General features: G+C 45.8%; 18 protein-coding genes. 8 read left to right on the forward strand and 10 right to left on the reverse strand.

Features of this window, described 5'->3' with window-relative positions; all coding sequences use genetic code 11:
• Positions 1 to 52 precede the first annotated feature (52 nt).
• From bglX to trhO, 9 genes are all read right to left on the reverse strand, one after another.
• Positions 53 to 2350, reverse strand: coding sequence for a beta-glucosidase BglX (gene bglX, locus IEW69_RS12045; RefSeq protein WP_188627104.1), 2298 nt, complete (start codon positions 2348 to 2350; stop codon positions 53 to 55).
• An 18-nt stretch (positions 2351 to 2368) separates the two neighbouring features.
• A complete protein-coding gene (locus IEW69_RS12050) occupies positions 2369 to 2587 on the reverse strand; it encodes a hypothetical protein (RefSeq protein ID WP_188627105.1) in 219 nt (72 codons plus the stop codon).
• Between the two features lies 1 nt (position 2588).
• Complete coding sequence (locus IEW69_RS12055) at positions 2589 to 3953, reverse strand: glucoamylase family protein (RefSeq protein WP_229663608.1); 1365 nt, start codon at positions 3951 to 3953, stop codon at positions 2589 to 2591.
• Between the two features lie 75 nt (positions 3954 to 4028).
• The gene (locus IEW69_RS12060; protein ID WP_188627106.1) at positions 4029 to 5516 is read right to left on the reverse strand and encodes a RagB/SusD family nutrient uptake outer membrane protein; all 1488 of its coding nucleotides are present in this window, start codon (positions 5514 to 5516) and stop codon (positions 4029 to 4031) included.
• Between the two features lie 11 nt (positions 5517 to 5527).
• Positions 5528 to 8539, reverse strand: a complete 3012-nt coding sequence (locus tag IEW69_RS12065; RefSeq protein WP_188627107.1) for a SusC/RagA family TonB-linked outer membrane protein — start codon at positions 8537 to 8539, stop codon at positions 5528 to 5530.
• Positions 8540 to 8786: 247 nt separating this feature from the next.
• Positions 8787 to 11693, reverse strand: a complete 2907-nt coding sequence (locus tag IEW69_RS12070) for a ligand-binding sensor domain-containing protein (RefSeq protein WP_229663609.1) — start codon at positions 11691 to 11693, stop codon at positions 8787 to 8789.
• Between the two features lie 12 nt (positions 11694 to 11705).
• Positions 11706 to 12488, reverse strand: a complete 783-nt coding sequence (locus IEW69_RS12075; RefSeq protein ID WP_188627108.1) for a carboxylesterase family protein — start codon at positions 12486 to 12488, stop codon at positions 11706 to 11708.
• Positions 12489 to 12516: 28 nt separating this feature from the next.
• Positions 12517 to 13191, reverse strand: coding sequence for a GDSL-type esterase/lipase family protein (locus IEW69_RS12080; RefSeq protein WP_188627109.1), 675 nt, complete (start codon positions 13189 to 13191; stop codon positions 12517 to 12519).
• Positions 13192 to 13218: 27 nt separating this feature from the next.
• On the reverse strand, positions 13219 to 14157 hold the full coding sequence (gene trhO, locus IEW69_RS12085; protein WP_188627110.1) for an oxygen-dependent tRNA uridine(34) hydroxylase TrhO: 939 nt from the start codon (positions 14155 to 14157) through the stop codon (positions 13219 to 13221).
• 474 nt (positions 14158 to 14631) lie between these two features.
• Here trhO and IEW69_RS12090 point away from each other — a divergent pair, with 474 nt between their 5' ends.
• On the forward strand, positions 14632 to 16032 hold the full coding sequence (locus IEW69_RS12090) for a M20/M25/M40 family metallo-hydrolase (RefSeq protein WP_188627111.1): 1401 nt from the start codon (positions 14632 to 14634) through the stop codon (positions 16030 to 16032).
• 7 nt (positions 16033 to 16039) lie between these two features.
• On the opposite strand, the gene IEW69_RS12095 is transcribed toward IEW69_RS12090, so the two are convergent.
• Positions 16040 to 18490, reverse strand: coding sequence for a DUF5686 and carboxypeptidase regulatory-like domain-containing protein (locus IEW69_RS12095; protein WP_188627112.1), 2451 nt, complete (start codon positions 18488 to 18490; stop codon positions 16040 to 16042).
• A 140-nt stretch (positions 18491 to 18630) separates the two neighbouring features.
• On the opposite strand from IEW69_RS12095, the gene kbl reads away from it, so the two are divergent.
• From kbl to IEW69_RS12130, 7 genes are all read left to right on the forward strand, one after another.
• Positions 18631 to 19818 (forward strand): glycine C-acetyltransferase, encoded by a 1188-nt coding sequence (gene kbl / locus IEW69_RS12100; RefSeq protein WP_188627113.1) that lies wholly within the window; start codon positions 18631 to 18633, stop codon positions 19816 to 19818.
• A gap of 27 nt (positions 19819 to 19845) precedes the next feature.
• Complete coding sequence (pheS, locus tag IEW69_RS12105) at positions 19846 to 20883, forward strand: phenylalanine--tRNA ligase subunit alpha (RefSeq protein WP_188627114.1); 1038 nt, start codon at positions 19846 to 19848, stop codon at positions 20881 to 20883.
• A 31-nt stretch (positions 20884 to 20914) separates the two neighbouring features.
• A complete protein-coding gene (locus tag IEW69_RS12110; RefSeq protein ID WP_188627115.1) occupies positions 20915 to 21292 on the forward strand; it encodes a Rieske (2Fe-2S) protein in 378 nt (125 codons plus the stop codon).
• Positions 21293 to 21868 carry a TetR/AcrR family transcriptional regulator gene (locus tag IEW69_RS12115; protein WP_188627116.1) on the forward strand — a complete coding sequence of 192 codons (576 nt, stop codon included), beginning with the start codon at positions 21293 to 21295 and terminating at the stop codon, positions 21866 to 21868.
• Between the two features lie 103 nt (positions 21869 to 21971).
• Entirely contained in the window at positions 21972 to 22082 is a 111-nt protein-coding gene (locus IEW69_RS12120) for a phenylalanyl-tRNA synthetase subunit alpha (RefSeq protein ID WP_188627117.1), read from the forward strand.
• A 111-nt stretch (positions 22083 to 22193) separates the two neighbouring features.
• The gene (gene rlmD / locus IEW69_RS12125) at positions 22194 to 23612 is read left to right on the forward strand and encodes a 23S rRNA (uracil(1939)-C(5))-methyltransferase RlmD (RefSeq protein WP_188627118.1); all 1419 of its coding nucleotides are present in this window, start codon (positions 22194 to 22196) and stop codon (positions 23610 to 23612) included.
• Positions 23612 to 24022, forward strand: coding sequence for a hypothetical protein (locus IEW69_RS12130; RefSeq protein ID WP_188627119.1), 411 nt, complete (start codon positions 23612 to 23614; stop codon positions 24020 to 24022). Before rlmD ends, IEW69_RS12130 begins: the two co-directional genes overlap by 1 nt.
• The last annotated feature ends 30 nt before the right edge of the window (positions 24023 to 24052 follow it).

The following is a 24052-nucleotide window of genomic DNA, read 5'->3' on the forward strand; positions in this document are numbered from 1 at the left end:
CAATAAAAAAGCCGGCTTCCGCTAAGGAAGCCGGCTTTTTTTTTGCTTAGCGTTACAACAGCTTGAAATCAGCTGACTTTAAATCTCTGGAGTTTGTTCCGATAAACAACTTGAAGTCACCTGGCTCAGCTACATATTGCAGCTCCGCATTGTAGAATTTCAGGTCTTCAGCACTAATCGTAAAGGTTACTTCGCGACTTTCACCCGGCTTCAAACTAATCTTCTGAAAAGACTTAAGCTCTTTCACCGGACGCGTGATACTTCCCACCATGTCGCGTGTATAAAGCTGAACAACTTCCTTGCCTTCATACTTACCGTTGTTTGTTACCGTAACCGTCGCTCTAATGGATTCTCCTGCTTTAAAAGAAGGTGCCGATAACTTGATATCGCCATAGCTGAAAGTCGTATAGCTCAAGCCATATCCAAATGGATAAAGTGGCTCATTGGTCACATCCAGATAGTTGGAACGGAACTTCGAGAACCATTTACCTTCTTCCAAAGGTCGACCAGTGTTTTTATGACTGTAATAAATTGGAACCTGACCCACATTTTGCGGGAATGTTGCGGTAAGTTTTCCAGAAGGATTAACGTTACCAAACAAGACATCACCAGTTGCAGCAGCGGCCTGCGTACCACCAAACCATACGTTCAGGATAGCAGGGACATTTTCACTCTCCCATTTCAACGCTAAGGGGCGGCCGGTAAACAGCACGAGTACAACCGGTTTTCCGGTTTTTAACAAGGCCGCTAAAAGGCGTTGCTGTACGTCCGGAATCTCCAGGTCTGTGCGACTGGAACTTTCTCCACTCATTTCAGAACTTTCTCCCAACGCGGCAACAACCACATCTGCTTTCATGGCATTGGCTACAGCTTCCTGAATGATGACTTCTTCGCTGCGGTTATCCCTTGGAATTTCACGACCGAACATGGTTGCTCTTTCCTGATATGCCGGATCTTCCAATAGGTTCGAACCCAGACTATGCAGGATCTTAACATTATTCCCAACAACCGTCTTTAACCCCTCTAAAAGGGAAGGTGTGTTGTTTAATTCTGCATTTACACTCCAGGTACCTGGCATGTTGCTTCTGGTGTTTGCTAGTGGCCCAACCAAAGCAATGGTGCCCGACTTCTTCAGTGGTAGCAAGTTGTTCTGATTTTTCAACAACACAAAACTTTGACCAGCCACTTCACGTGCCGCTTGCAGATTTGCAGGAGTAAGAATCTCCTTTTTTGCACGTGCATCATTACAGTAGCGATATGGATCATCAAAAAGACCAAGTTTGTATTTTGCTTCAAGGACCAGCTTACAGGCATTGTTAATCTGCTCCTCGGTAACTTTACCTTCTTTCAAAGACTTTCCAAGCGTATTCAGAAAACCTTCACTCACCATATCCATCTCAACTCCTGCTTTCAGAGATAAGGCAGACACTTGTTGCAAGTCACCGAGGCCATGGTCAATAAGTTCAGACACAGCTGTATAATCAGTTACCACAAAGCCATTAAATCCCCATTGCTTACGAAGCAAATCCGTCATAAGCCATTTATTCGCAGTAGCCGGTACACCATTGATGTCGTTAAAAGAAGTCATTACACTTCCTGCACCTGCATCAATCGCCGCTTTATAAGGTGGCAAATATTCATTGTACATGCGATGTAAACTCATGTCGGTTGTGTTGTAATCACGACCAGACTCTGCAGCACCATACAAGGCAAAGTGTTTTACACAAGCCATAATGGTGTTATACTTCGTCAGGTCATCACCCTGGTAGCCCTTAACCATGGCTTTTGCAATCTCCGAACTCAGATAGGTGTCTTCACCGCTACCTTCGGAAATTCTCCCCCAACGTGGATCCCGGGAGATGTCTACCATCGGGGAAAAGGTCCAGTTCAAACCATCCGCACTTGCCTCTGTCGCCGCAATTCGTGCAGTTTTCTGTATTAACGGCAGATCCCATGTTGCAGCAAGGCCCAATGGGATAGGGAAGGTGGTCTTATAGCCATGGATCACATCCTGACCAAAGATCAATGGAATTTTTAACCTGCTCTTGGTTACGGCAATCTCCTGTGCCTTCCGAATCCGCTGTGGGGTGGTCATGCTAAAAATGCCACCCACCTGTCCACGTTGTATTTTGCCTTCTACATCGGAGCTTACCGCGGAGCCGGTCGTGGCCTCACCGCCAGTTACCAGATTCAGCTGCCCGATTTTTTCCTCAACGGTCATTTTAGACATGAGTGTCGATATATAGGTATTCATCTTCTGGTTTGCAGCGGCCCCAGGCTGCTGCTGCGAAAACCCGCTGCTGCTACTGATCAGCAGTCCAGCTATCATCAGGTAAGTTGATTTCTTCATATTCATATTCTTTAATGCTTATTCTGCTTTAATTAGGTCCGACAATTTCGACTGACCATTTTCATTCAAGGCTTCAATGCGGAAGTAGTACGGCTTTTCCTTATCCATACCCTTGGACCAAATGGGCGTATAACCTTGATCCAGATTAATTAGGTTGCAATAGGCCAGCTGCTGCTGCGCAAACAGTTGTACGGTCAGCAGGACCAAAGTTGCCAGAATTGCTGCGCGTTTTAACATATTATTTATTTATGGCCGGGCTTTTGAACCCTAGCTTCGTTAAACCTGCTTTTACATCCGGGTTGCTCATAAACAATTTCCATAACAAGCCGCTGCGGTAATTTTCAATCATCACGATGATCGGACCCTGATCAATGGCCAGGTGCGACTTCGCCACCCAGTTGTGCTGTTCGCTGAACGCATCTGCAAAGCCATATTCCGTCCAGATCTGATCGCCTTTATTTTCGTAAAAGTGTCTCAAGGCCTGCATGGAATATTCCGGGGTATATGGGAAGGAAGATAGGGCAGCTGTTGGTGTGATCACGCCAAGATCTTCTGTAGGGGAATGCGCTGCATAACCTTGCCAGCTATCACTTGCTGTTAAGCCCCAGCTGTTCGCGGAGTAGCCTTTGTAGCCCTTCGGATTTTCAATACAATAAGCACGGTTGATCAAGGTGTGCGCTTTATTCTGTTCAAAGTAATCTGCTTTGCCATCGTTCAAACCTCGGGGATCCAGCCCAAGAAAAGAGTAATGAGCGAAAAACAATGGTCCACCATATTCAAACCCCAATGGCAGGGTGGTATCAAAGTACTTCTTGCCGTTGTAGAAGGTGTTGTTATTGGTAAAGCCATCATCATATACCCTGCGGCTGATGCTGTTCTTTGGTGAAGCTGCGGCAAGTACATAAGTCATAAGGCACTCATTCCAACCTTTAATCTGGTGGTTCATGCTCCAGCCATTATTCGGACTCCAGTGCCAGTAAAGCACATTCTGATTTTGGGTAAACCAATCCCATTCAATGCCTTCCCACATCCAGGTGATCTTATTTCTAATATCACGTTCTACTGCATTGTCTGCCGTATAGTATTGTTTAGCGGTAAGTAACCCCTGAAATAGAAATGCCGTTTCCACGATATCCGCTCCATCATCTTTAGGACTGAAGCGAATCACTTTTCCGGTTTCACCATTCAGCCAGTGCGGAAATGCACCATGAAACATATCGGCTTTCCAAAGAAAATCGACAATCTTCTTGGTGTGTGCAGCCGCCTGCTCGCGGGTAATGAATTTACGTTCCGAAGCCACAATGGTCGCCATCACACCAAATCCGGTACCGCCGGTGGTTACCACCTCATCACCATAATCAAAGGAGCGGTTGCTACGTTCCCTGGCCATACTACTTTTCGGATGTGCAAAGTCCCAGAAATAACGGAAAGTTTGCTTCTGTACAAGATCAAGCAACTGATCATCACTTAATCCTCTCTTAATCTTCAGGTCCGGTTTTATGTAGTTTGCTGTTTTCTTTTGTGCGGAGGCGACAATGCTACCGAGCGAGAGCAATGTGGCCAGGCCAATCATGAACAGTTGCTTTTGATTTATCTTTAACATAGGCTTGATTTTAAAAAGGTTGCCGTTGATGCGGCAACCTTTAAGTTAAAATATAGATAAGGGTATTTGTGTGTATTAATATCCAGGGTTCTGTGTCAATAGTCCACCACTCAGATCAATCTCTGGTTGGGGTACTGGCCAAACCTCATTTTTACCAGCTTTCCAGCCTTTAGGGCCAAATACTTCAAGTCCACGGCCCTGTCGGATAACATCGAAATAGCGGTCACTTTCCATCGCAAGCTCAACCTGACGCTCTTTGTAAATTGCGTTACGAAGTGCAGTCTGGTCCGTTGTGGTCACCGGCGCTAAAACAGTTACCGGGTTGTTTCCTCTGGCCCTTGCACGTACAAGGTTCAATGAAGTCAGCGCGCGACCAGCATCTCCGAGTTCGTTTGCCGCTTCCGCGTTCATCAACAGGATATCAGCATAGCGTAATATGCGAATGTTCTGCTGTGCACCTTCGCCAAAGCCTGATACACGTAAATTGAATGGCACGTACGACTTCTGGTTGTACATCGGGTTTGGCGTTGTCGTTGGAATTACATCACCCTGAGGGGTAGTTTCTCCTCTGAAGATGATTGTTGCATCTCTTCTTGGATCATTTGGCTCGAATGCGGCGGCAAGTGCAGCAGAAGGAACGTTAAAGCCCCAGCCACCACCGGGTACACCAGCTACACCTTGTACCTGACTGTATTGCGAGTTAGATGCACCTGCGTTTCCAGGTAGCAATTCTGCCTGAATTTCAAATACAGACTCACTGTTGTTTTCATTCTCCGTACGGAACGTTTTTTCAAAATCTGGGAACAACGAATAGCCAAGGCCCATCACCTGATTGGTCAGGCTAAGCACATCGCTCCATTTTTTCTGATACATGGCAACCTTTGCATGCAAGCCCATTGCTGCACCTTTGGTAGCGCGACCAAGATCCGTAGCCGGATAATTTTGCGGCAATACGGTTGCAGCCTCTGTAAGATCCTTCTCAATTTGCGCATAAACCTGATCTTTAGGTGTACGTGGAAGATTGTACTCCGAAGCATCTTTAGGGATAGTTAACCTCAAAGGCACGTCGCCATAAGCACGTACCAGTCTGAAGTATGATAAGGCACGAACGAATTTCGCTTCTGACAGATACCTTGCTTTAAGGTTTTCATCCATCTCAATGGCCGGAATATTGGTAAGCACCTGATTCGCGAGATTGATGTTTTGGTATTGACCTGTCCAGAAGCTTTGTAAAGAACCTTCTGTTGAAGTTACGGTGTACGTATCGTACAGATTCCAGAATGTCGCATCATTAGGCGTAGAACCTTTATCTGCTTCATCTGAGCCAACGCTTTCAATAACTAATGCTGGAAAGGCCACGTTCTCCCACTTGCGTAGGTTCGCATAAATCGCATTAACAGCTTTGGTGGCATCGTCGGCCGACTTCCAGAATTCCGCTGATGGCTGCTGCCCCTGAGGATCAACATCCAGGAAACTCTTTTTGCAAGAGCTAGCCAGTAGTGCGGTAGATAAAAGTGCCACACTCAGGCTTTTTAAAAGAAATGTATTATTTAAGGTTTTCATGGTTTGATCAATTAAAATGTAACATTTACACCAACATTGTAGGTCGCGAATAATGGATAAACATTCGCATCAATACCTGCATTGGTTGGTGATCCACCAACTTCAGGACTGAAGCCGCGGTACCCGAAGAAGTTTAAAGCATTCTGCGCATTTGCAAATACCCTGAACTTTCTCATCTTCCACTTATTAACCAATTCGGTAGGTAAGGAATAACCCAGTTGAACATTTCTCAACCTTACGTATGCGCCACTTTCTACATAGAAATCGTTAGGTAAATAGTTGGTTGCACCACCTATTTTCGCAGAAGGGTAAGTATTGGTGGAACCTGGTCCGGTCCAACGGTTATCAAAGAACTCCTTAGTGAAGTTCTCGTTACCAAAACGGTAGCCCAGATTCGCATTATAGATGTCTACACCAGCCACACCCTGAACATCAATGGTTAGATCGAAGTTTCTGTAAGCAAAATTGGTGTTTACACCATAGTTGTATTTAGGATTTGGATTACCCAAAGCAATACGGTCTCTGCCATCAATTAAGCCGTCACCATTTTGATCTACATATTTGAAGTCACCAGCAGTTGTTCCCGCCTGAGGAGAAGCTGCTGCTTCTTCATTAGACTGGAAAATACCCGCTACCTGATAGCCAAAGAATTCACCGATAGGTCTTCCGGCAACAGTTCTGGTCGCTAAAGCACCACTTACCAGTCCGGTTCCACCCGCATAGATCGGGTTATTACCTGTTGTTACATTAAGTACTTTGTTGTTGTTAATACCAAGATTGGCACTGATCGAATAGGTCAGGTCGCCAGCAGTCTTATCAGACCAGGTTGCACTGAATTCAAATCCACGGTTGCGGAAATCTGCCTGGTTACCGATCAATCTGCTGTTTGAGGTACCCAATGATCCAAAAATTGGAATATCAAAAATGGCCTGCTCGGTTGTTTTGTTGTAGTAATCCAATTCTACATTCAGACGGTTTTTCATGAAGCCCATTTCCAAACCAATGTCTGTTCCTGCACTGCGTTCCCAGAAAATTGCTGGCGGTACCAATGTGGTAATGCCGGCACCTGTATAAGGCAGTCCACCAAAGAAAGCAATTAATCCTGCACCCTGAGAAACAAGTTGTGTTGTCGGGTTGATAGGTACACCTGCGTTACCTACTTTACCCCAGCTACCACGAAGTTTCAAATTGGTAAAGATCTTCTGATCTTTCATGAATTCCTCGTTGGTGATTACCCAGCCTGCGCCAACTGAAGGGAAGTAGCCCCAAACATCTTCGCCGCCAAAGAATTGAGATGCACCATCTGCTCTAAGTGAAGCATTTAACAGGTATTTGTTAGCGAAGGAATAGTTAACACGTCCGAAGTAAGAAGCAGCCGTATTCAGGGAGCCACTATCATTGATTACACGGCTCGCCGCATCGCCAAGGCTTAAATATAAATCGGCATCGCTGTTAAAAGGTACGTTTTGTGCAGATGCATTCAGAGAATAGCTCTTGAAGCGTTGAGCAGTCTGACCAAGTAAAACGGTGAAGTTGTGATCTTCAATTTTCTTATCGTAAGACAAGGTGTTTTCTATGATCCAGTTACGCGTTTCCACACGATTTACACCCAACACGCTGATCGTCGCGTTCTGTGCAGTCGTTGCGAAGTATTTCGGTGTATAAGAACGCACTTCATCCTGGCCAAAGTCGCCACCGAAGCTCGTTTTAAACGTAAAGTCTTTTAGAAACTTCAATTCAGCGAACACATTACCGGTAACTTTATATCTGGCAGTTCTTTGATTGTAGAAGTCTAAAGTCGCTTGCGGGTTCATGTTACTTCCATTACCCAGATTGAAGCTGTTGGGATCACCATAAGAGCCATCAGCGTTGAAAACCGGTACTACCGGAGATGCAGCATACAAACCACGGAAAATAGAACCAGGTGCATCCTTTGAAGCACTTGAGCTTCCGGTTACATTATAACCAACTTTCAAAGGTTCGAAGATCTGGAAGTCGCTTGATAACCTTGCTGTATAGCGTTTGTAGTTGTTGTTCTCTACGTTACCATCCTGGTTCAGATAGCCCAGAGATAAATTGTAAGTTGATTTTTCACCACCACCATTTACAGAGATCTGGTGATTGGTCACCATTGCATCTCTAAGGATAACATCGCGCCAGTTTGTGCCCTCACCAAGGTTGGTGTTTGCGAACAATGGCTCCTGGTTCAGTAAGCCATAAAGCTCATTAACCGCAGTCGCATATTCTGTTGCATTGGTCATATCCACCGCATTGGTTACGCTTTGTATACCCACATAACCATTATAGTTAACCGTAGCATCACCACGCTTACCACGGTTCGTGGTTACCAGAACCACACCGTTTGCTGCACGGATACCGTAAATCGACTGACTGGATGCATCTTTCAGAATACTGATGTTTGCAATGTCTGCAGGATTCAGGAAGTTGATATCGTCATACCACACACCGTCTACGACATACAATACGCCGGTATTACCATAGATTGTACCGGTACCACGAATGGTGATTTGCGGAGAAGAACCTGGTGCACCGTTGTTGGTGATGTTTACACCAGCCACACGGCCCTGTAAAGAACTAACCGGGTTTACAGAAGCCTGCTTGGTGATGTCTTCACCTTTTACGGTACTTACTGATCCGGTTACATCGATTTTCCGTTGTGTACCGTATCCGACCACAACCACCTGTTCCAGATTCTGTACGTCGGATTGTAGTGCGATGTTAACGGAAGTTTGATTATTGACTGGCACCTCTCTGGTGGTATAACCGATGTAGGTAAATAGCAGGGTGCTGTTGCTTGGTGCATTGATGGAATATCTTCCACTTGCGTCTGTTTGTGTTCCTGAGGTTGTGCCTTTAACCTGTATGCTTACTGCCGGAATTGCAGAGCGATCTGCTGCATCCGTAACAACGCCCGTAATTGTTATATTCTGGGCAAAAGCATTGCTGATAAAAAGTAAACCAAGAAAAGTCAGAACAGAGATTCTTGTAAACATTCTTTTCATACTCGTTTATATTTGAAATATTGAAGGCTAAATCTCAGGTACAATTTGAAGTATCCCAAAATATTCGCCTATACATGAATACATCACGATGCGGATGTGCAATTTGCGGGAGCGCTGACTCCTTCTATAACACTTGAACTTGCTGAAAGTTATGGTGTTAGCGGGAATTGTGAAAAGAAATGTGAAGCAGTAATCTGGGGGTCTGTGTGTAGTGCTTGTGTGGTCCTGATGTAGTGTTGATGTAGTATTAAATGCTCATCAGGAACTCGGTGAGGTTCATATCGTGTGGGATATTGAGCTTTTTGCGCAACCTGTAACGACGAATTTCCACACCACGTAATGAAATGTTGAGCAGTGAGGCCATCTCTTTACTGCTCATGTTCATGTGCAAGAAGGCACATAACTTAAGGTCATTTGGCACAAGTTCCGGATGTTTCGCTTTAAGCTTTTTGAAGAAACTGTCATGCGCATCATTAAAGCTGTTTTCAAATAAAACCCAGTCGCGCTCATCATTCATACCCTCGGTAATGATGTTTTGAATTTTACGCTGCTGGTCTTCCGAGATCGCTGCGCCGGCCCCATCTTTCATCTTGGCAATCTCCTGGCTCAGCTTCTGCAGAAGTTCATTCTTGTAAACCAGACTCATGGCCGAATTCGCAAGCTCCCGGTTCTTACTTGCAAGCTCGGCCTGCAACTTTTCACGCTCCAGTTTAATGATTTGCTTTTCCGTGTGCTCCGCTTCTTTTTTCAGAAAGGCATCCTTCTCCTCCTGTAGCTTTGCTGTGATGCGTGCTTTATCTTTCAAGAGCTTCCGTTCATAAAGGCGCTTAAACAGAAACGCTAGTCCAATCAACAGCACTAAGTAGATGAAGTAGGCGAGCTTCGTTGCATAGATAGGCGGTGAGACTTCAAATTCAAATACCGTCACCTTCGTTTTGGAGTCGGCGTCTACAGCCGCACGAACCAGAAAGCGATATTTGCCCCAGCTCAGATTGGTAAAATCTTTCTGCGGTGCCGTGCTCCAGTCAGACCAGTCTTTGGAATAGCCTTCTAACATGTACTGGTAACGCACATTTGCCTCGCGAAAGTAGGGCAGGGCATAAGAAATCCGGATGTTGTTCCTGCTGTAGGCAATTGAAATGTCCGGATCCGCATGTCCATGTTCTGCAATGACCTTGTAGGTATCTGTCAGGTCATAAATCCCGCGAATCAATACCGCTGGAAGTTGCTTGAGTTCTTTTCGGGTCGACAGGCTTGCCTCATTGTAGACCACAAAGCCGTCATCCACGCTGATCAGGTAAATGCCCTCGCTAATGGAACTGATGTTTTCATAGTACTGCACCATGCGTCCATCGAGCACACTGAAACGGTCCGATTCAATCTTTGATCGTCCGGGTACGCTGAAGTCTGCCAGGCCGGTTTTCCCATGGTTGATAAACCAGTATCGGTGTCTGCCTGCAGGAATGATCTTATTCGACCCCGCGAAGGCGCCAAGTTCTTTATTGAGTGCAGTGTACGGGTTGAAGCGGTTACTCACCTCGTCATAAAGATAGAAGCCTTTATCCGAAGAGAATATCAGTTTGTTTTCAAATGGGAAAACATTGATGTTTACGTTGTTTGGGAGGCCATTGCGCTCGTCATATGCAGTGCTGGTTTTAACCGTCCGCAGGTCGCCGCTCAAGGTCAACCGGTATAAACCTTTGTAAGGGTGACTCACCCAGATATCGCCTTTGGCGTCCTGCTCCACATACCGGGAGGGTTCTGTGAAGCCTTCAATCTTATGGTGAAAGCGCCAGATCCCTCCGGCATCTTTCTTGAAAAGTACCAATCCGTTGTATGTACCCTGAATCAGGTAATCGGGATTGCTTTTTAATAAAGTGATGGTCCAGCCGCCACTTGCCGCGGAAATACGCGCTAGCTCCCCGTTCGTAACCCGAAAGGTTCCATCATTATGCCCGCAGAACAACTGCCCATCAATCACCTTTAGCGACCAGACCTGACCTTGTGAGTTTGGGATAAGCTTGAAATCGAAGGCATTGCCACCTTCAGGTTTCCAGCGACTGTAGAATAAACCCTGGTTTGTACCCAGATAGATATTACCTTCATAGATGAGACTTGAATACACCGTTCCAAACTGTCCGGCTTTGTCGAAATAGAAATTCAGCGGTGAGTTCAGTTCAATGCGGTCGATGCCGTTATCCAAACCGGCCCAGAGGTTCTGTTCCTGATCGGTGAATATGCTGAGTACGGTATTGTTCTGCAAGCCACTCGATTTGCTGATCTTCTGAATTACAGCACCGTTTTCATCAATGATGACCAGGCCATTCAAAATGGTACCGTAAGCAAAGTACTTGTTCAGGATTCTGGTACCGTTGTTAAGTTGATAGGCTTTTAAGAAGTCATCCGCTTGGGTCTGGAATGCTTTGTAAGTGTTCCCGTCATAAAGATAGAGCCCAGCCCGGCGCGTGCCGATTAACAATTGATTGTTCTTGAAAGGCAGTATGGAGAGCACGTCCGAAGGTGGTTGGCCACCATCAGCTGCCAGCGCAACAAGGCGGTTGCCTTTAAGCTCAAACAGCCCTTTTCCAAGCACCTCCGCAATATATCGCTCACCAACCTGATGAAGAAACAAAAAAGAACCTGGCGCTTGAACAACAGAAATCTTATTGTTTTGATATATGTATATGGCGGAAAAGGACTGGAATATCGTTTTATCACCCGCAGTGTAAATCTTCCAGATCTCGCTGTTTAGCGCGTTCTTGCCTGGTAGCAAACCCTTGAGTGACGTGTACTGCATCCTGTTATCCTTGATGCTCCAAAAGCCAAATTCAGCATAGCTGCCCACGTAAATCCGACCTCGATTGTCCGCCGCAACAGCCCTTACAATCTGCCGGTTGGGCATCTGGTACTGCTTCCAGTATTTGCCATCGTAGCTCAGCAGCCCTTCACCGTTTCCAAAGTACATCACCCCGGAAGGATCCCGGGCGATAGACCAGTTCTGGTTTCCTGAAGCATAGGTGATCTTGGAATAGTTCTGTATATATGGAACGCCAATTCGCTTGATGTCTTCCCCATGTACCTTACTGAACAGGAGGGAAGCCAGCACAAGAAAACTTAGGAAGCATCTACGGCGGAAGATTTGTGTCAATGTCAATGCGCTGCCCCCTTATTTCCGGTGTGAGAACAACCAGGGTAAAAGGGTTGGTTCTGCAAATGCCGTATCCCAGCTGTTATGGTTGGCTTCAGGGTAGTGTGAATACTTCACTTCCCGGCCAATGATCTTCAACTGATCAGCAATTTCTTTGGAAAATTTAGGATTAACCACATCGTCCTTACCGCCATGGAATATCCAAAGAGGTATTTTTTTGTACTTATTTACATTCTCCAGGTTGTCGCCACCGCAGATCGCAAATGCGGCTGCAAAGGTCCGCGGCTTCCGGCGTAGCAATTCATAGGTGCCCATACCACCCATTGAAAGGCCGCCGATATATACCTGTTTTTTATCAGCATAGGGTTTATCCAGAAAGTTGTCCACCATACCCAATAACGCGCGCATGGCTTTGGTCGGCTTGCCGCCTTTTTGAAAGACAAAGTGACGTTTACCGAGGGAATCCGTTGAAGCGATAGTGTTGGACCAGTAAGAGTCTCTTGAGCATTGCGGGAAGATCACGATGGCAGGGAATTCCTTTCTGATGCCAGGCTCCAGGAACAGCTTTGCTCCATGGGTAAGCTGCGCCTCATTGTCGCTGCCTCTTTCACCGCCGCCATGTAAAAAGAATACAACCGGATACCGCTTGGCAGGATCAAATTGTTCCGGGAATAACACACGGTAAGCGATCGTATCCTGTTTGTCGACATAAATGCCTTTTGCATATTGTTTAAGATCCTGTGCTTTGGATGTAATTGTCCATGCAATTAAAGCCAGTAAGAGGAAAGGAACTCTTTTCATAAATCAGGAGAGACGTATTTTAGTTACATTACTTCTTAAGGAGGTGGGGGCGTAGAGCCTTTTCCCAAATGTCATAGCCTGCTTGCTTCATGTGCAACATATCTTCGCGGAATAGTTCCGGACGTGTATTGCCATCTTTGTCCAGCATTTTCGCATTTACATCCAGGTATACCGCTTTGGGCATGGTCGAGATGTAATCTTTGATCATTGCATTTGCCTTCAGCAGGGTATCTCTAAATTGCACGCGTGAAGGTGATTCCTTCATCGACATGAACACTAAGGGAACCTCAGGCATTTTCGTCCTGATGTTTGTCACCAATGTTTTGAAACGCTCGAAAGTTTCCGTGGAACTAACACCCGAGGCTACATCGTTTTCGCCGGTGTAGATCACGACTTGCCGCGGTTCATAGCGTAATATAAGTTCGTCCTGGTACAGGATGGCGTCCGCTAAAGTGGAACCACCGAAACCACGATTAATGACCTGGTATTTTTTAAAGATTTCTTCTGCATCCTTCCACATTCGCACAGAGGAGCTGCCGACGAACACAATGCCGTTCCTGGGCGGCATGGCGATGCTGTCCTGCTTTTGAAAAGCCTGGATTTCGGACCAGAAAGGCTTGGCCTGCTGCGCGGTAGCCTGTAGCTGTACTGCAAAGCAAACCAAGAGGGTTAACAGAAATGTATACAAGTTACTTCGTTTCATACTGTAGATTTTCAGTAACGAAGGTAATTATTTCACGGGAACTTTAACAGGCTGTGGTACTTTTACATAATAACCCGTACCATCGTATTGGCGGCGGCGTGGATTGCTCATGCAGGGTTCACTGCAGCAGCCCATCATCTTTTCGCCGCAGGCATCACACTGCGTGATGTGTTCGTTGCATTCCGGATTTGCACAGTTGATCATCTTTGGCGTAACCGTTCCGCAATTGAAACATTTTGAAACGACCGTTGGATTAACCGTGTTCACATCAACAGCAATACGGTTGTCGAACACATAACATTTACCTTCAAAGTCTTCACCATTGGCTTCCTTACCATATTTGATAATGCCGCCATGGAGTTGATAAACATCGTTGAAGCCATGGTGTAAAAGCAATGCACTGGCTTTTTCACATTTGATGCCGCCGGTACAGTAGGTCAGGACCTTCTTGTCCTTGTACTGTGCCAGTTCATTGATTTTCTCTGGGAAATCCCTGAAATTCTCAATGTCCAGTGTTATCGCATTTTTAAAACGTCCAAGGTTGTGTTCGTAGTTGGAACGCACATCGAGGATCACCACATCTTCTTCCTGAATCATTTTTTTGAAGTCTTCAGGCTCCAGGTGTTTTCCGGTTTGCTTGTTGGGGTCGATAATGGTTTTATCACGCAAGCCGGAGTGCACAATCTCCGCCTTGTAACGGCAGTGCATCTTCATAAATGATGGCTCTTCAACTTCATCGATCTTAAACTCCGTTTTAGCAAACCGTGGATCTGCATGAATGGCAGCCATATACGCCTCACAGGATTCCTTTGTACCTGAAACGGTTCCGTTCAGGCCTTCGTCTGCGACGATAATTCTTCCGGTAAGGTTAAGTGATTTGCAAAATGCAAGATGGTCGGTGGCAAATTGCTCCGCCTCAGCTATTGGAGAATAGCAGTAGTAAAGTAGGGTTTGATACTGTGTCATAGTCAATTGATACCGCTGCAAACGGCGTTAAAATGTTGCAAAAGTAATAAAATAGCTGACCAATGTCAATTCCGTGGCGCATTTATAGCCAAGAACCCGACGATGGTAGCCTTGCAATCAGCGGAATCACAAGCAGTGGGCTGGGTTCCGGCAAGGGGGCTCCAGGGGGTTCACTAGACGTTGGCCCTGTTAACCCCCTGTATGCCCCCTGTGGGGACCCTGTGGAGGCCTTGTATGCCCGCCCTCTTTCGCGCCGCTTCAGGCGCTTTCTTGTGCTGCTGTGAACCTTCGTTGTAGGTGTTTATAACAGTTTTCAATTAAATCTGAAAAAAGTTTGACATTCTGGTTCTGAATACACTATCTTAGTTAGTGTAAAAATTACACCATTGTCAACCTCAACCACCTCTTATAGATTAATTTAAAATGCCACCCTCAGGGTGGTATTTTATTTTTAAGTTTAGGCAAAGTATTCCTATGAAAAAGATCTTGACCCTCTTCATCGGCTGCGGCATTGCCGTATCTGCCGCTGCACAATCACCTGTAATCATCAATAAGGACCCTGAAATTGCCGGCATGGTGACTGAAGTCTCTGCCGACTCGCTGAAGGCACATGTCGAAAAGCTGGTCAGTTTTGGAACGCGAAATACGCTAAGTTCACTAACCGATAAAAAAAGGGGCATAGGTGCTGCCGGGAGGTGGGTCTTGTCGCGGTTTAATGCCTATGCAAAAACCTCTTCCGGGCGTATGACGGCAAAGCTGGATACGTCGACTTACCAACCTGACGGCCGGCGAATCGACGTTCCTGTGGTGTTGACCAACGTGGTCGCAACTTTGAAAGGCACGGATCCAAACGACAAGCGGATTTTCGTCATCAGCGGGCACATGGATAACATGCGGACGAGTGTGATGGACCGTACTGGAGATGCGCCAGGCGCCAATGATGATGGTAGTGGTACCGCTGCGGTAATTGAATGTGCGCGAATCATGAGTAAACATGGCTTTCCGGCAACCATCATTTTTGTTGCCGTATGTGGCGAGGAGCAAGGCTTGCTGGGTTCTGGCTTTATGGCCAGAAACGCGAAGCGCGATAACTGGGAAATTGCCGCGGTGTTGAATAACGACATCATGGGCAGCAATAACAGTAATGAAACGAATATCATTAACAATACCCAGGTGCGCGTTTTCAGCGAAGGACTTCCTGCGTATGAACTTGATGCGAAGAAGGCTGCATCCATCAGGTCCATGGGGCTGGAGAACGAAAGTCCGTCGAGACAACTAGCCCGCTATGTGAAAGAAACCGGCGAACGCTATGTAGATAACCTCCAGGTGATGATGATCTATCGTCCGGATCGCTTTCTTCGCGGTGGCGATCAAACTCCGTATCAGCAGCAGGGTTATGCTGCGGTAAGAATTACGGAAATGAATGAGAATTTCTACCACCAGCACCAGGATGTTCGTACCGAGAACGGCATTGCCTATGGGGATCTGGTGGCGTATATGGATTTTGAATACCTAAGAAAGAATACCGCCATGAACCTGAGTAATCTGGCCAACCTGGCGAAGGCTCCTGGCGTACCGCAGGAAGTGAACATGGTGATGGCTGGTTTAGGAAATTCGACCACCTTAACCTGGAAAGCACCAGCAACAGGCAAGGTAAAGGGCTATTATGTTTTGATGCGTGAAACATCAAGCGCGGTATGGCAGAAAAAGTTCTTTACCGCAGATACCAACATCAAATTGCCGTACTCAAAGGATAACTACTTCTTTGCCCTGCAGTCCTTAAGCGAAGCTGGAAATGAAAGCTTGCCTGTGGTACCGGGTGTACTCAGACAGCAGGCACCACAGGCAAAAACGAATCCACCTTCAGGCATTTAAAGGCTTTTTAGAAGCCGTAAGAAATGCGGAAGCCATGTTGAACCTTCTTGTTGCCATCGTATGCGAAACCATAGGTGGCACGGAAAATTAAGCGCTGCAAGCCGAAGTAATATTCCTTGTAGTTCTTCTTGTCCGGTTGGGTGAGGAAGTTTACGCCCACAAGTTCTTCAAGCTTCAGCTTTCTGATGACCGGCAGTTTATTCATGATCAATCCGGCGAAGTTCTGTTCAAAGTGTGCTTCAAGGTATTGCTGATCAGTGCTGTACTCGTAGAAATCCAAAAACTGGAACTTACGTAGGTTTGGCAGGGTGGTTAAAGAGTTATTTCCGCGGAAGTGTTTACGGTCCGGGTAGTACACGGTTTTATCATTCAGGAATTTACCGGCACTGATCATGAAAGATGAAAAGCCCCATAGGCCTTCTCCGATCCTTTCCTGAGAGATCTCCAGGTTCAGCAGGTCGTAATCCGCATCGCTGCCGAAGACATTCTTTATCCCTCTTCTGTAGCTAAGCTGTACTTCCGGATACTTGGATTCCTGGTAGAACTTGCCTTCCGGGCGGGTGATGAACCTTCTGCCGATGTTGTAGGTCAGCGTGGCTTGTGCCGTTAGGGCTTTATAGTCGGGGAAAAGGGGTGTTTCTACCTCAGGGCTGAAAGGATTGTTTGAGGTAAAGGAACGGTCGCTGTATTCAAAGAAGCGGAAACGGGTGTTGTTTTGCAGGAATCTGTTTTCGGAATATTCAAGGTTTATGTTTCCCTGTAATCCGGTGAAGAGTTCCTTTGAGGTTCCGGCATTTAAAAAGGACTTGCGGTAAAGCTTCATGAAGTTCCTTTCAAACAGCAGGTTGTTCAGTGAGTTCGAGAGCATGGTCATGGTACCATAGCGGTTCAGGTCGTACACCCCTGAGCCCACACCAAAGTTGATGCTTGCTTTTTTCGCAGGGTTGTATATGTAAGTACCATTCAGGTTCGCGGTTAAAGTTTTAGAGGCTAAGCCATATCGCAGCTCCGGTCTGATGGTGTAGGAGCGGTAGCCCTGGAGTTCCTGCAGGTACGTAAGGCCATAGTTAATCCCGAAGCCTTCAACCGTGTTGTAGAACATGGATTTCAGCACCGGATCAAGTTTCAGGTAGCGCTTATCGTAGCGGTTATTAATGCTGTGTCCGGCAAGGAGCAGCCGGCTTAAGGAAAACTTATTTACACTGCGCTCCAGGGAATCCAGATAGCGCTTGGAGACTTTAAGCTGTTCTATGCGATCTTTTCGGATGTAGTCTGCACGCTCCTCAGGCGTTAGTGGTATCGGCCGGTTATTCGCCCAGTAAGTAGAATCTTTTTTGTTGACCGTGGCGGGTACTTTCAGGAGTTCTCCGGTGAAAAAGCCCTTCGGAAAGTTTGGTTCCAGGTTGTAGTTTGTGTAAACGCCCAGGTAGTATCCTTCAAATTTAAAGCCCATCACGTTTCCGTTGAACTGAAAATTGACGTTTGAAGGCATATAGGCATTGTCGACCTTAATGTACTGCTGTTTGATGTTGAGCGTATCGATCAGGTTCACGCCGGTGTTTTTAGTCAGGTAAAGTTCAGCCCCCAAGAGTCGCCAGCTATCATCGGTGATATACATGATGCCCCGGAAAACCGGGTCGTGCTCCCGGCGTGGGATAACCTGTATCTTGTTGATGGTTTCGCCGTTGCTGTTAGACATGCCCAGGAATTTGTAGTTGTAGTAGAACAGTGCATTATCCGCCAGGGGCGAAACGAAGCCTCTGGAGCTCAGTACGTTTTCCAGCAACATGTTGTTGTAGAAGTTGATGTTCAGATCTGATGCTTTGTTGAAACTGAACGCATTGTTACGGCCGGCGATCTTAGAGGAAATCATTTCTTCGTGGATCTTGTCCGGCTGCTGGTAATTGTAGGTCGACTGTGATTCTGATAGGTACAAAATACCTTTACGGTTGGTATCCAGATCCAGTGTTTTCTGAATGTCCCTGCCAAAGAACTTCTTAGGGGCACCAACCAGTTTCTGCAGTCCTTTGATGTAAACATCGCAGCTGTAGGCATCCACTTCTTCCAGGTGTATTTTTCTACGTTTGATGGCCTGCCGGATGATTTCGTATGCCGGGTCTTCTGCATCCGCGGTAATCGTAACCCCTTCCAGCGTATAGGACTCGGTTTCCATCACCACATCTTGCCGCAGTCCGGCCACGGGATCAATCCGGCGCTCTGTTGGCTTAAAGCCAATGGCCTTGTAGAGCAGGGTATGCTGCCCTGGATCAACCATGATGACGTAATTGCCGTCGATATTTGCGGATGTGCCTTTACTAGTCTCTTTGACGTAAACGGAGGCGAAGGAGACAGGTGTGCCCTGATTATCTTTAATGGTGCCGCTGATTTTGATTTGTTGTGCGGTAAGCTGCTGAGCGTATAGCAGTCCTAACATTAAGACGAGAAAGATTTTGTTCATAGAAGTTTTGAGACGCAGTTTGATGCCGTAAAGATATGCGTTAACAACATCTTACCTATGAAAGTTTGACAAGTGATCATGATTAAGGTTAGCAGCAAAGGTGAGAATTACCTAACTTTGGTACATCAATATAGATATTTATGTACAAAACACTGCAACCAGTTCTTCAACAAGAACTAGAACAAATAGAGAAAGACGGATTATACAAACGTGAAAGAATCATCACCAGTCCTCAGGGTGCTGATATCAAGGTGAGTACCGGCCAGGAAGTGATCAACTTCTGTGCGAACAACTATCTTGGTTTGTCATCTGACGCAAGGGTTATTGAAGCTTCTAAAAAAGCGCTTGATAAATATGGTTATGGCATGTCTTCCGTAAGGTTTATTTGCGGTACGCAGGATGTACATAAAGAACTTGAGGCAAAGCTTTCCAGCTTTCTTGGCGCAGAAGATACCATTCTGTATGCTGCTGCCTTTGATGCAAATGGTGGGGTTTTCGAACCGCTGTTTAATGATCAGGATGCCATCATCTCTGATGAACTAAACCATGCTTCTATTATTGATGGGGTACGCTTGTGTAAAGCAAAGCGTTTCCGCTACAAGCATAACGATATGGCTGATCTGGAAACCCAGCTTCAGCAGGCGGAAGGTTGCAGACACCGCATCATTGTTACCGATGGTGCCTTTTCTATGGATGGTACGATTGCGCAGTTGGATAAGATCTGTGATCTTGCAGATAAATACCAGGCATTGGTGATGATTGATGAGTCGCACTGCTCAGGTTTTATGGGTAAAAACGGTCGTGGTACCCACGAACATTTCAACGTGATGGATCGTATTGACATCATTACCGGAACCTTGGGTAAGGCATTAGGTGGTGCTTCAGGCGGTTTTACTGCTGGTCGTAAGGAAATTATTGACATGCTGCGTCAACGCTCAAGACCATATCTTTTCTCCAACACCTTAGCGCCAGGTATTGCAGGTGCTTCTGTTGCCGTATTGGATATGTTGAATGAGACAACTGCTTTGCGCGACAAGCTGGAGTACAACACCATGTATTTCCGTAAGAAAATGACTGAAGCCGGCTTCGACATTAAAGAAGGAATTCACCCGATTGTACCGGTGATGTTATACGACGCTAAACTGGCGCAGGAATTTGCGGCCAAGATGCTGGATGAAGGTATCTACGTGATTGGGTTCTACTATCCGGTGGTACCACAAGGCAAAGCAAGGATTCGTGTACAGTTATCTGCTGCGCATGAGCAGCACCATCTGGACAAGGCGATTGAGGCTTTCACAAAGGTTGGTAAAAGCCTTGGCGTAATTTAATTCTATTTTAAGCAGTATATTTGCGGCATGTTACAAGAGAAGATAACACAATACACAGCAGAAATCAACGCTTTCAGCACCACGAAAGCAGATGAGCTGGAGCAATTCAGAATAAAATTCCTTGGCACCAAGGGTATTATCAAAGATATATTTGATGAGTTTAAGGCCGTTTCACCAGAGGAGAAAAGAACCCTGGGAAAGGTGCTGAATGAATTCAAGCAACTTGCGGAAGCAAAATACCAAAGCTTAAAAGAAGAGGGCGGACAAGCGCAAGGTGGCAAGGATGCCGGTATGGATCTGACTCTGCCGGGTGAAGGTTTTGAAGTGGGTGCTCGGCATCCACTTGCACTGGTACGCCGGGAGATTGTAGAAATCTTTAATAAGCTGGGTTTCATTGTGGCAGAGGGTCCGGAGATTGAGGACGACTGGCACAACTTCTCTGCGTTGAACTTCCCGGAAGAACATCCGGCTAGAGATATGCAGGATACTTTTTTTATTAAAAAAGGTGGTGAAAAGGGTGATATCGCGCTGCGTACACATACTTCTTCCGTACAGGTAAGAATGATGGAGCATGGCAAACCACCCTTCCGCGCGCTGATGCCAGGCCGTGTTTATCGTAATGAAGCCATTTCCGCACGTGCACATTGCTTTTTCCACCAGATCGAGGGTTTGTATGTGGATGAGAAAGTTTCATTTGCCGACTTGAAGCAGACCTTGTTCTATTTTGTACAGGAATTGTATGGTGAAGGCACCAAGGTACGTTTCAGACCATCTTATTTCCCGTTCACTGAGCCATCTGCAGAAATGGACATCAGCTGTACCATCTGTAAAGGTGACGGCTGCCAGCTTTGTAAGTACAGCGGCTGGGTGGAAATCCTGGGCTGCGGAATGGTAGATCCGAATGTGCTGGAGAACTGTGGTATCGACAGCAAGAAATATAGTGGTTTCGCCTTCGGAATGGGGATTGAGCGTATTGCCAACCTTAAATACGAAATCAAGGATCTGCGTTTGTTCTCTGAAAACGACACGCGCTTCCTGTCGCAATTTAAAAGTGCATTAATATAGTAATTTGTGGAAGCCTAAATACATATGGTTCATGCTCCTGGTACTGCTCAGCTGCTCGAAAGGGGAGGGATATGTGCCGGAGCTTCCTGTAAATTATACAACCACAATTCAGTTGTTCAACTACAACGCCAAGAACGGCATCCTGGAAGTGCCCGATGTGGGTGTTGCAGGACTGCTGATCGTTTCAACCGGAACGGGTTATAAAGCTTATGATCGCTGTAGTCCTGTAAATCCGGAGAATTTGTGTAAAATTGTACCAGATGCCGGAGGCATAACCGCTACTGATCCCTGTACCGGTGCCAAATGGCTACTGCTGGATGGAAGTCCGCAGAAAGCCCCTGCTGTTCATTATTTAAAATCTTATACCGTCCGTATTCAGGGCAGTCAACAAATACGCGTCACTAATTAAATGGAACCAGAAAAGATCAAAGAAAGCATAATTAGGGCCGCAAAGGACTTATTTCGCAAATATGGCTATCATAAAACCAGTGTAAACGAAATTGCCAGGAAGGCGCGTATCGCAAAGGCCACAATCTATAAGTACTTTGAGAGTAAGGAACAGATTCTGGATGCCATTCTTATGGACTACCTGGACATGAACCTCAAGGAGATCTTGCGGAATAAAGCGCAGTTCAGCAATGAGGAGGCGCACCTTACCGCGCTGGTCATGAAAACCTGCAGGCTTACCTACACGGTATGCAACGAGTTTATCGGTTGGGATTTCGTACGTGAGAACGCGAACTCACAGGAGTTTCTGAAACATCTTTCCGATCAACTGGAGTCCTTACTGCTTGCCGCTTACCTGCAACTGGATCATTTTAAGAACAATCCGTCCAGACGGGAAGGCCTGGCATTTCTGCTAAAAGCAAGCAAAAGCATTGTATTTTCATTTGCTTTTACTTCTGTGAGTGAATCTGATGTGCGCAAAAACTTCGTGAGTTTCCAGAAAGATCTGCTTCCATTCCTGGTTAAAGCCGCTTTATAATCTTCAGGCATAAATCCGAATTTTTACTTTACAAAAGCTTAACATAGACCGTTTCGGTTTTTGGTATGAAAACTGCTATCTTTAAAACATAGCACTGTTTATCATGAGCAAAGAGGTTTTAGAATTTTCAGTTTTGGTAGATGAGAAATTTGATATGAGCTTCAACCTTGCCGGCGGAATCTTTGGTTTTTTCCTTAGTATTTTTGGCAAGTAAAAGCTTGACATCCTGATTTCTTATTCCAAAAGTTACGTTCAAGCGTTTCGTGGGCTGGTATTGCCTTAATTTTTCCTGCTTGATGCATAAAAATTCTAAATTTGCATTCTGATGAGTAGAAAAAGAAAAGACGGTACCGTAAGTATCCTTCAGGACTTGCATATTATCGATATTGCCGAAGAAGGTAAAGGCGTTGCAAAAGCAGATGAACTTGTTGTATTTGTAGAGAAAGCCGTTCCAGGCGATGTTGTTGACGTACGCGTACTGAAAAAGAAGAAAAATTTCGCTGAAGCCGTAATTGAAACCTTACACACCAGTTCTGAATTAAGAACAGATCCTTTTTGCCAGCACTTTGGCACTTGTGGTGGTTGCAAATGGCAGCACATGCAATATGAAGCACAGCTACAATTTAAATATAAGAGTGTAGAAGCCGCTTTGCAGCGCTTGGGGAAAGTGGATACCACGATGATGGAGCCCATCCTTGGCTCTGCTGAAGACACCTATTACCGCAATAAATTAGAATATACTTTCTCGAATAAACGTTGGTTGGACCGTGGCGACATGAGCGATACAACGGACCTGGAGATGAACGCACTGGGCTTCCACGTGCCATTGCGCTTTGATAAGATTCTAGACATACAGCATTGCTATCTGCAGGCTGAGCCTTCAAATACATTGAGAAACCAGGTTAGGGGTTATGCCTTGCGCATGGGATTGACCTTTTATGACCTTCGGAACCACAGCGGCAATCTGCGAAACTTAATCATCCGTACTTCTTCAACAGGAGAGGTGATGGTGGTTGTGGTGTTTGCTTACATTGAGCAGTCGCAGATTGACGAGATGATGGCTTATCTACAGCACGAATTCCCGGAGATTACCGCTTTACTCTACATCATCAATCAGAAGAAGAACGACACCATCTTTGATCAGGAGGTAATTACCTATGCTGGTCGCGACCACATCTTTGAAGAGATGAATGGTTTGAAATTCAAGATCGGTGCGAAGTCGTTTTATCAGACAAACTCTGCACAGGCGTACGAGTTGTATCAGATTACCAAGGAGTTTGCAGGTTTTACAGGTGATGAATTGGTTTATGATCTTTACACCGGTGCAGGTACCATTGCGAATTTTGTTGCAGGTAGCGTAAGGCAGGTTGTTGGTATTGAGTATGTGCCTACTGCCATTGAAGATGCGAAGTTCAACAGTGCAATGAATGGCATTGATAACACCATTTTCTACGCAGGTGATATGAAAGACATTCTGACCGCATCATTTATTGAAAGTCACGGTAAGCCAGATGTGGTCATTACAGATCCACCACGTGCAGGGATGCATGCAGATGTTGTTGCACGTTTACTGGAAATGGAAGCGGAGAAGATTGTTTATGTAAGTTGTAATGCGGCAACACAGGCGAGAGATATTGCGTTATTGAACGAGAAGTATGACGTGGTACGCATAAAACCAGTAGATATGTTTCCGCACACACAACATGTGGAGAACGTTGTTTTACTTAAATTGAAAGTCGCGTAATGGATATAGAAGAGTTATTACCACAGCAGCCGGAAGGCGATAAAAAAAATAAGAAGAAGGAGAGCCCCTTGGTGAGCCTGGAAAAAGATCTGGACCTATATGCGGATTCAATCCGTGAGGTTGCCATTGATATCATCATGGAAGGCATTTCTACACATCCCATTTTCATCGCGCATCAGCATAGCGTAAGTATTGGTGAGGTGATTTTGAACCGGGAGGAGTTGAATACGAACTGGACCATTCAGGCTTCGACATTGGAGGAGTTTGTGGAGAAAGGGATCATCAACCCTGAAAAAAAGGTGCTTTTCCTGAAGAGCTATAAAAAGACAGAGGACTTCATGTGCGTTTTTGTAATTGTACCTGAAGGCGCAAACTTTATTTACTACCCGTACAAAAACAAGCGGGCATAAAAAATCCCGGCGGGACATCCATCCAGTCGG

The organism is Pedobacter quisquiliarum (assembly GCF_014642175.1).
GTDB classification, from domain to species: Bacteria; Bacteroidota; Bacteroidia; order Sphingobacteriales; family Sphingobacteriaceae; genus Pedobacter; species Pedobacter quisquiliarum.

Bases quoted from the DNA above. Each gene is read 5' to 3' on its own strand.
- bglX (WP_188627104.1), bottom strand. From the start codon at position 2,350: ATGAAGAAATCAACTTACCTGATGATAGCTGGACTGCTGATCAGTAGC.
- IEW69_RS12050 (WP_188627105.1), bottom strand. From the start codon at position 2,587: ATGTTAAAACGCGCAGCAATTCTGGCAACTTTGGTCCTGCTGACCGTA.
- IEW69_RS12055 (WP_229663608.1), bottom strand. From the start codon at position 3,953: ATGTTAAAGATAAATCAAAAGCAACTGTTCATGATTGGCCTGGCCACA.
- IEW69_RS12060 (WP_188627106.1), bottom strand. From the start codon at position 5,516: ATGAAAACCTTAAATAATACATTTCTTTTAAAAAGCCTGAGTGTGGCA.
- IEW69_RS12065 (WP_188627107.1), bottom strand. From the start codon at position 8,539: ATGAAAAGAATGTTTACAAGAATCTCTGTTCTGACTTTTCTTGGTTTA.
- IEW69_RS12075 (WP_188627108.1), bottom strand. From the start codon at position 12,488: ATGAAAAGAGTTCCTTTCCTCTTACTGGCTTTAATTGCATGGACAATT.
- IEW69_RS12080 (WP_188627109.1), bottom strand. From the start codon at position 13,191: ATGAAACGAAGTAACTTGTATACATTTCTGTTAACCCTCTTGGTTTGC.
- trhO (WP_188627110.1), bottom strand. From the start codon at position 14,157: ATGACACAGTATCAAACCCTACTTTACTACTGCTATTCTCCAATAGCT.
- IEW69_RS12090 (WP_188627111.1), top strand. From the start codon at position 14,632: ATGAAAAAGATCTTGACCCTCTTCATCGGCTGCGGCATTGCCGTATCT.
- IEW69_RS12095 (WP_188627112.1), bottom strand. From the start codon at position 18,490: ATGAACAAAATCTTTCTCGTCTTAATGTTAGGACTGCTATACGCTCAG.
- kbl (WP_188627113.1), top strand. From the start codon at position 18,631: ATGTACAAAACACTGCAACCAGTTCTTCAACAAGAACTAGAACAAATA.
- pheS (WP_188627114.1), top strand. From the start codon at position 19,846: ATGTTACAAGAGAAGATAACACAATACACAGCAGAAATCAACGCTTTC.
- IEW69_RS12110 (WP_188627115.1), top strand. From the start codon at position 20,915: ATGCTCCTGGTACTGCTCAGCTGCTCGAAAGGGGAGGGATATGTGCCG.
- IEW69_RS12115 (WP_188627116.1), top strand. From the start codon at position 21,293: ATGGAACCAGAAAAGATCAAAGAAAGCATAATTAGGGCCGCAAAGGAC.
- IEW69_RS12120 (WP_188627117.1), top strand. From the start codon at position 21,972: ATGAGCAAAGAGGTTTTAGAATTTTCAGTTTTGGTAGATGAGAAATTT.
- rlmD (WP_188627118.1), top strand. From the start codon at position 22,194: ATGAGTAGAAAAAGAAAAGACGGTACCGTAAGTATCCTTCAGGACTTG.
- IEW69_RS12130 (WP_188627119.1), top strand. From the start codon at position 23,612: ATGGATATAGAAGAGTTATTACCACAGCAGCCGGAAGGCGATAAAAAA.